Below are 7,625 nucleotides of genomic sequence, written 5' to 3'. Positions count from 1 at the left end.
GCGACGCCCAGGCGGATGCCGCCAGCGCGATCGCACGTGAGCACGCCCGCATCGACCTCGAGCTGCTCGAGGCAGCGCTTCACCGGGCGGGTGCACCGCTCGACAGCATGTAACGGATGCCACAGCGCGCGGTGCCACTTCCGGGCGCCACGCGCCTGCGGGATGCCCATCGTTTACTCGTCGCATCTCCCCACGGTGGGCTGGATAGTTCATTCCGGCGCAGACGATCTTCGAGGGCGCTACAACCGGTGCAAGGCGGGCGATGTGTCGTCACCAGTGCGTGAACTCGACGATGAGCATCCTGCAAGCAGGAGCGCGGACGCGGCGACCGATCACGCCATCGTAAGAAGCGAGCGCTACTCGGGATTCCTTTGGGTCGGCAAGGCGAAGGTGACCCAGCTACGGAGATTCTTGGTGTCGGACGCACTCGGGGAAGCAGCGGCTCGGCGGGGCACACCGAACCGCCGCTCCCCCTTTACTCGTTCTTCAGACAGTTCTACTTGTCAGTTGGCGGCTGCGGCGGCCCTTGCGAAGCTCGAATCGGATGGGGGCGCCTCTACGCCTCGGACATCCGGGAGCGCCTGTAGTCGGAGGTCTTCTTCGTCGTCGACCCAGGCCGCGGTGATTTCGTCAAGCGTTGCGAACCACACCCCATCTTTCGACGCGATGTGCTCGATGAGTCGCTCGTACCACATCATGTGGTGCGCCTGCCCGATGATTTGCGGGTGTACGCAAGTGGCGTAGACCGGGTTCTCGACGTTGTCGTAGGCATAGTCGAAGATGTCGGTCCACCGACGAAGGATCGTCTCGGTGTCCTGCATGCCTGCCTGAGCTCCGGTGTAGGCGAGAGGCGGGAAGTCGTCCAGGTACCAGTTGACGGGGACTTCGAGCACATGGCTCGCCTTGCCGGGGATGTTCCCTTGTTCCCAACGGACCTGCCACCGGCGAGGGTAGTACGGAACGAGGTCTCGCGCCATGAGGCTGCTGTCGTATCTGAACCCAAATTCCTCGACGAGGTCGAGCGTGTTGTCGCTGTAGTCCCAGTAGGGGGAGCGATAACCGACCGGCCGCAGGTCGAGAACTTTCTTGAAGGAATCGAAAGCCAACTCCATGAGCCGTTTTTCGGTGTCCCGCGTGATTCCGGGCGGAATCTCGTGATAGTAGCCGTGGTGGCCGAACTCATGCCCCCGGTCAAGTACCTGCATGCACTGCTTGGAGAAGGTGTCGACAGTGTGCCCCGGGGTGAACCACGTCGACTTCACCTCGAATCGGTCATAGAGGTCGAGGAGTCTGGGCACGCCGACCTCGGCGCCGAACTCACCTCGCGCCATTTGCGCGGGGCTTGGCCTGTTGAACGCTCCGAGCCACAGTGCCTGCGCGTCGAAGTCTGTGCCAAGGTTGACGGCGATTTTCTTGCCCTCGGGGAGTTGAAGATGTCCCATCTTGTGTTCCTTTCCTTAGTTGATTACTTGCGGAGGGTTGAGGCTGATGACGTGCTCTGCGGCCGCTTCGATGCTTTCCCGTGTATACAACAACGGAAAGGCCTCGCCGCGGGCCCACATCTCGAACAGGTCCTGGTAGTGCGGGCTATGCATGTTGCCCGACTGGCCCGGGGCGTTCATGGCAAGAGAAGAACCCCAGTCACCCACGTCGATGGCCACACGGAACGTCGACCCAGCGCTCTGGACGAAGTTCGGACCGTAAGCGGTGTTTCCGACGGTGTCGCCACTTCCGCCTCGTGGCAGGGGGCCGACCGTGAGATTCGCCTCGTCGACTCCCGGCATGATTGCCTTCAGCGGGTGGGACGCCCGCGCTAGATGAAGCCGACCCCACGCCCAGGCGCTGCGATCAGTGCCCAGCAAGCTCTCAAGGTCCGCGATGGCTGCGCGGAGGGTATCCACAACCGCCGTTGCGAGGAAGCCCGCTGGATCTTGTCCGAGCCTCTGACCGGGGTTTTCCATCAATTCGAGGTCGATACGAGCGTCCGCGAGGAGGTCTTCCTTGTTTGCGATCCTTTTCAAGACCTCTGCGTTGTCGCTCACTCCTGTCAGTTCGTTGACCGCCTTGGCAAGCAGGGCGGGGCGCAGATGCCGGCGATACCACACCTCGAACAGTGCCGCCGCAGGAGACTCAGCGCTCAGAACGTTGTCCCAGTTCAAGAGGAGGGCAAGACCGTCCACCTGACTGGGATCGTCGATAGGTAGCATCCGGACGGCATTGGTGATGCGTCGCGCCGGGATGCTGAGGTAGTCGTTCTGCAGGGTGACCATGTCCTCGACGCTCGCATTCGTCCACTCCCCCAGGACCTCGTCAATGCGATGTTTGCGGTAGGGGGCATACCAGTCATACGTAATGTGTCGTTCGCGAGGGAAATCCTCTGGGAGGTTCATCTCATTCGCGGTGGACAGCCAACCGCTGGCGGGGTTGAAATCGCCCGGCAATTGGTCCATGTCGTAAAAGCCCGCCCACTCGTATCTCCCGTCCCCGGGCACAGGCAAGGTTCCGTCCCAGTTGGGTCGAATGGGCGTCAGGCCGCCTGTCTTCCAGCCGATGTTGCCGTCGGTGTCCGCGTAAAGCTGGTTCTCGGGAGGGGCACCCCACCTGTTCATAGCACCGAGGAACTCGTCCCAGTTCTTGGCCCGCATATAGTCCATGCTCCCGAGGTATGGAGCCATACCGGGTTCGAGCCACGCCGCACGAACGGCAAAGGCGACGCCTTTGCTCTCATCGATGTGAATCACAGGTCCGTGTCTGGTGAACACCAGTTCTACCTCGACATCATCGCCGTCTTCAACCTCGATGATCTCTTGCTCAACTCTCATCGGCTCCCAGCGGCCCTTATAGCGGTACTCCCGCGGGTTCTCGGGGTTCAATTCGTAGATGTAAAGTTCTTCCTGATCAATGGCGAAAATCGTCAGGCCGAACGCGATCTGGCCGTTATGACCGATACTGATGCCGGGCAGACCTGGCTCACCGCCGCCGATCACGTCGAAGCCGGGGGCGCTCAGATGAGCGAGATAGCGAAGTCCCGGAAGCGCCGCTGCCGCCCGGTGCGGGTCATTCGCGAGCAACGGTCGTCCAGTGGCAGTGCGGTCGCCGGCAAGAACCCAGTTGTTGCTCCCCTCCGGAAGAACTTTGCCCTGGGCACTATCTGGATCAGGCGCGGCGAAGGGTGGTGGCGTCGTTGCGAGGTCGTAAACAGCCAGAACGTCGTCGGGAATGACGCTGACATCGAGACCTTCAGGAATGGTGAGGTCGTTGTGCGGCTCTCGCCGTCGACGCAACTCTTCGATATCGCCGCCATGATCGCGGATCGTCAACGCCCGGTTGACCTTTTCGCGCACGTTATAGAAGAGACCGTGGCTGCGGATTCGAGATACATCGGCAGCCTCCCAGAGTTCCGGCTCGTACCCGATCTCCGTGAACTCCTCCGGCAGCAGACTGGGATCCTCACGAGTCATCTCGATGAAGGCGTTGATGCCGTCCACGAAAGCAGTAGTGGCGCGCTTCGTGTCTGAGCCATAGGAGAGCCAATCGGCGTGCTGGTCTCCACGGAAGAGGAAGAGACGCGCAGCGCGGTCTCTCTCGACGTACTTCTCACCGAAGACGCTAGACAGCCGACCCAACCCTCGCCGACGCCAAAAATCAATCTGCCAGAGGCGGTCGCGAGCAGCATTGAATCCTTGCACCCTGAAGGCGTCATAGGTGCTCGCCGCATAGATATGTGGCACGCCCCACTCGTCGATGATGATCTCAGCAGGCCCGGTCAGCCCCGGTAGCTCTATGGTTTCACTCGTTACTTCTTGCCTTTTTGGTGACAACGTCTGCAACTCCCGTCGTGTGCACTGGATACGCCACCGGACGGTGCTGACCCGACACCAGCTGTACTGGACGGTTCGAACGGCACTGCTCGATGCGCTACGGCAATTGAAGCCGAAGGTTCTGAAGGTATGCGTCTAACATCCGGTTCGCCTCCCGTTGACAATTGATTAGCCGAACGACTAGTCCTCGCGGGCTTAAGTCGCGCCTACTTAGCTTCTCCCGTACTGTTCTCCATATGATGGCACCGTCGCCGCCGACCCAATACCTTTTCGACGGGGGCCAGTCACGGGCGATCCGTTCTAGTCTTCAGACGATCGTCGAGGACAATAGAGCCGCCTCTGCCGCGTCGTTTGCCGTTGCCCTTTACCGCCCCCGTGGCGAGAACCTCGTCGTTCTCGCCGCCACCGGCAACGACCTCGAGCTTTTCAGTGAGAACGAGCCTGTGATCGCCGGAACCTTCCCTCGTGGTCGGCGACCGGCGCGCGTCGACGGTTTCACGATTAGATCACTACTACGGAATCGGTCCGTCGAATTGCCATCGTCGATTATTCTTCCCTTCTCCGACGAGTACGGAACCGGCGCGGTCGTCGTGGGCAATCCTTCACCCCAAGCCCGGCCGGATGTTCTGGAAGCGACACGGGAGTCGCTCACCATCGCGAACGCGATTCGAACTGCGAGGCAGGTCGGCGCATTCCGGCTCCAGAGGGATTTGAGCATCGCCCTCAATGCAATCGCGGCCGCCAATATCAGTATCTCGGACCCGGAGTTGAGGCTGCAGAACATGCTGCAGAGCGGTCGGTCCTTGTTGGGTTCCGACGTATCGTACTTGGCCACGGCAGAAGACAGCGCGGGCGTTTTCACCTTTTCTCAGACCTTGGGAATCAGAACACGCGGATTCAAGTCACTCCGGGTGGAAGATGGTCACGGACTCGGAGGCCTCGCACGCATCCTCCGTAAACCGGTGAGATCGATAAACTACTCAAACGATGCCCGACTGCAATCCGCCCCCGTGGCGGAAACACGCAAAGAGGGCATCCTCTCCGCTATGGCGGCGCCTCTCATGGTCGAGGATCATGTGGCTGCGGTCATCTACCTGGCCGACCGCCGTCTTCGTGCCTACTCACCCACGGATGAAGCACTCCTGAACGAGTTCGCCGGATTTGCCGCACTTGCAATCGAACAGAACCAAATGGATGTCTATCGAGAACGGCAAACATTGCGAAGGTATCGCGAGGAGATGGCCTACTCACTTCACGACACCGTTGTGCGACGTCTCGTTGAAATCGGCTTCGTCGTTGAAGAAGGTGGCAGAGACCCTGATTTTTCTACATCGCAACAGCGGTTCCAGGTCATTGCACATGCGGTGGAATCCGCTATGGATGCGTTGAGGGAGCAGATATCCGACATCTTCGCGGAGGAGGTACCGGTTCAAGAGGTCAACGCTTATGCGGTCATGAATCGGATCATGGAACTCCGGCATTCCTCGACAGTCGCGCGAACTCATGGCGAGAATATCGACTCGAAGTGCTCCAATCTGTCTGCAACCTCCGCAGCGGCGCTCGTTCGTATCGGGCAAGAGGCGATTGTCAACGCTGAGCGGCACTCAGGCTGTGCCAACATACACGTCCAATTGGATACGGACGACAAGACGGCCACTCTCAGCGTCCAAGACGACGGACGAGGCATGTCGCTGGACGATCAACATCGCTCGGCGCAAAGCCGAGTCGGACATCTCGGCCTTCGAGGGATGCAAGACGCCGCGAACTCGGTCGGAGGCTTACTGAGTTTCCAAACCGCAGCCGGTGGAGGCCTGATTGTCACCGCAAAGGTGAGTCGCCATGAATCGAGGAATCGCTTGTGATCCGATTCTGTGTCGTCGATGACCACCAGGTCATCAGAGAGGGTCTATCGGCGATGGCCCAGCGAGAAGACGGTCTCGAGTTCGCCGGCTCCAGTGAGCATTTGCGCGAGGCATCTGATCTTCTCGCTACCGCGAAGCCTGACGTACTGTTCCTGGACCTTCGACTGAATGGAGAGAGCAGCATCGATACGTGCGATGCTCTTTCCAAGGGCCACCCACAGGTGAAGATTGTGATTTTCAGTGCCTACGGCAATCCAGAACTTCTCCGACAGTCGATCAGAGCGGGAGCGGCAGGCTACATTCTCAAAGACACGAGCACCCAGCTGATCCCGCATATGTTGCGCGAGCTGACCACGAGCGGGACTTACTATGACTCTCGGTTGTCTGGATCTTTGTTGCGGCAGTCCGGGAACCCTAAGAACGGCGAGGCGTTCAGCGAGAGGGAGTTGAGCATCATTGCTGAAGTTAGCCGTGGCTCCGACACTTACGCCATAGCCGAATTGCTGCATGTCAGTCCTCACACGGTGAAATACCACATTTCGGCTATGTTGAAGCGTCACAAGCTGCAACGTCGTTCAGAACTGGTTCATCTGGCGATGAAACTGCACCTGCTCGATTGACGGAGATGCCACGAGGATCTTCGGTCCCTCTGAGCTGCCCGAGCACCATCAGCATCACCTGCCCAGAAACAACCTGAACCTATGGGAGAAGTAAAAACGCAGTCCGGACGGTGGAGACAGCGGCGGGTAGGATCCCTTAGATCTGTGGTGAGTCCGTAACGCATTCGCCTGCGACTGCTCCGTGGGATCGGCTTGGCGAACGCGGTGTAGTCCCCCGGTTCGACGATGGCTACCATGACGCTGACGCAGTACGACGTTCGCCAAGGTCGCCCTAACTATGGGAACGCAGCGTACGAACCCGGTCGGCTCTGCGGCGATTCCGCCTTCGACGAGCAACGGCAACACTCTCGTCCAGTCGGCGAGTGATCGCACGAACGACGGACAATTCCCGCTTCCGACTGTCCGTCGAAGCGCCTTTCACCCGTGATTACGACATTTGCGGATGGCACGATTTCCAGTGCCTGCATCACCTCACCAACCGCTTCAGCCCCGGCGGCTATCGTCGCATCCCAGGCGACGAGCGCGAATCTGTGCCACCGGCTGCGCCCACCGGATCCACGGGTCTATGTGGGCCTGCCGCCAATCGCCCCGGAGAGTTCCGCCGCAGCTCGCGCAACGTACTGGCCGAGGGCCTCCAGCCGATGCCCCATCCGCGACTTCGGGCCGCTCACATTCACTGCTGCTACCACCCGGCCGGTGAAGTCGGTGATCGGCGCGGATGCCCCGACAACGCCGGGCTCGAGTTCCTCATCTAGGAGGGCGTATCCCTGGGAGCGGATCCGGCGGATCTCATCCATCAGGCTGTCGAAATCGGTGACCACCGCTTTGTCGGCGGGAGGAGTCTCAAGGACGGCGAAACGGGAGGACGCCATCGTCGGGTCTAGCGGGCCGACGAGGGCTGTGTCCTTGCCGTGATCGTTGTACCAACTGGCGATGGACGCCTCGTCCCAGTCGCTGATCAGTACACGCCCGGAAGGCGTACGCCAGGCAGCCGTCGTAACACCCTCCCACCCCGTGGTGCGCACCTCGTGGGGGCTTAGTTCGCTCAGCAGCGTCAAAACGTTTCCGCCTCGAAGCACGCACAGGTGCGAGGTCTCACGAGTCGACTGGGCGATCTGGCGCAGGATCGTTCGGGATTTCTGGGCGAGTGTCGTCTCAGCGGTACGGATGGCTAGCGCATAGAGCCGGGAGCCGAGGCGATATGTCAACTCGACCGGGTCCCGTTCGACGAGGCCGGATGCCGCCAGGGTGGTGAGCGCCCTCGAGATCACGGCTTTGTCGCGACCGGTCAGTTGGGCTATCCGGCTGACTCCCAGTCCACC

5 protein-coding genes and 1 pseudogene are annotated in these 7,625 nt (G+C 60.5%); 2 read left to right on the top strand and 4 right to left on the bottom strand.

Annotation, left to right across the window (positions count from 1 at the left end):
- Positions 1-503: 503 nt before the first annotated feature.
- Together JWP90_RS03500 and JWP90_RS03495 are read right to left on the bottom strand one after the other, a co-directional pair.
- Positions 504-1,442, bottom strand: coding sequence for a polysaccharide deacetylase (locus JWP90_RS03500; protein WP_297359673.1), 939 nt, complete (start codon positions 1,440-1,442; stop codon positions 504-506).
- A gap of 15 nt (positions 1,443-1,457) precedes the next feature.
- On the bottom strand, positions 1,458-3,830 hold the full coding sequence (locus JWP90_RS03495; protein WP_297359670.1) for a penicillin acylase family protein: 2,373 nt from the start codon (positions 3,828-3,830) through the stop codon (positions 1,458-1,460).
- Positions 3,831-4,057: 227 nt separating this feature from the next.
- Between JWP90_RS03495 and JWP90_RS03490 the strand changes: the two genes are divergently transcribed.
- Together JWP90_RS03490 and JWP90_RS03485 are read left to right on the top strand one after the other, a co-directional pair.
- Positions 4,058-5,683, top strand: a complete 1,626-nt coding sequence (locus JWP90_RS03490) for a sensor histidine kinase (RefSeq protein ID WP_297359667.1) — start codon at positions 4,058-4,060, stop codon at positions 5,681-5,683.
- Positions 5,680-6,303: a response regulator transcription factor gene (locus JWP90_RS03485; RefSeq protein WP_297359664.1), complete on the top strand. Its 624-nt coding sequence runs from the start codon at positions 5,680-5,682 to the stop codon at positions 6,301-6,303. Before JWP90_RS03490 ends, JWP90_RS03485 begins: the two co-directional genes overlap by 4 nt.
- 275 nt (positions 6,304-6,578) lie before the next feature.
- Here the strand turns inward: JWP90_RS03485 and JWP90_RS13145 are convergent.
- Positions 6,579-6,818: pseudogene (locus JWP90_RS13145) on the bottom strand (hypothetical protein); the annotation flags it as partial.
- 48 nt (positions 6,819-6,866) lie between these two features.
- Positions 6,867-7,625, bottom strand: a 759-nt coding sequence (locus tag JWP90_RS03480) for an IclR family transcriptional regulator (protein ID WP_297359662.1), incomplete at its 5' end; no start/stop codon positions are given.

It is taken from the genome of Mycetocola sp. (genome assembly GCF_025464835.1).
Lineage (GTDB): Bacteria > Actinomycetota > Actinomycetes > Actinomycetales > Microbacteriaceae > Mycetocola_A.
The sequence above is the reverse complement of the archived record's forward strand: the minus strand, read 5'-3'. Positions and strand labels throughout refer to the sequence as shown.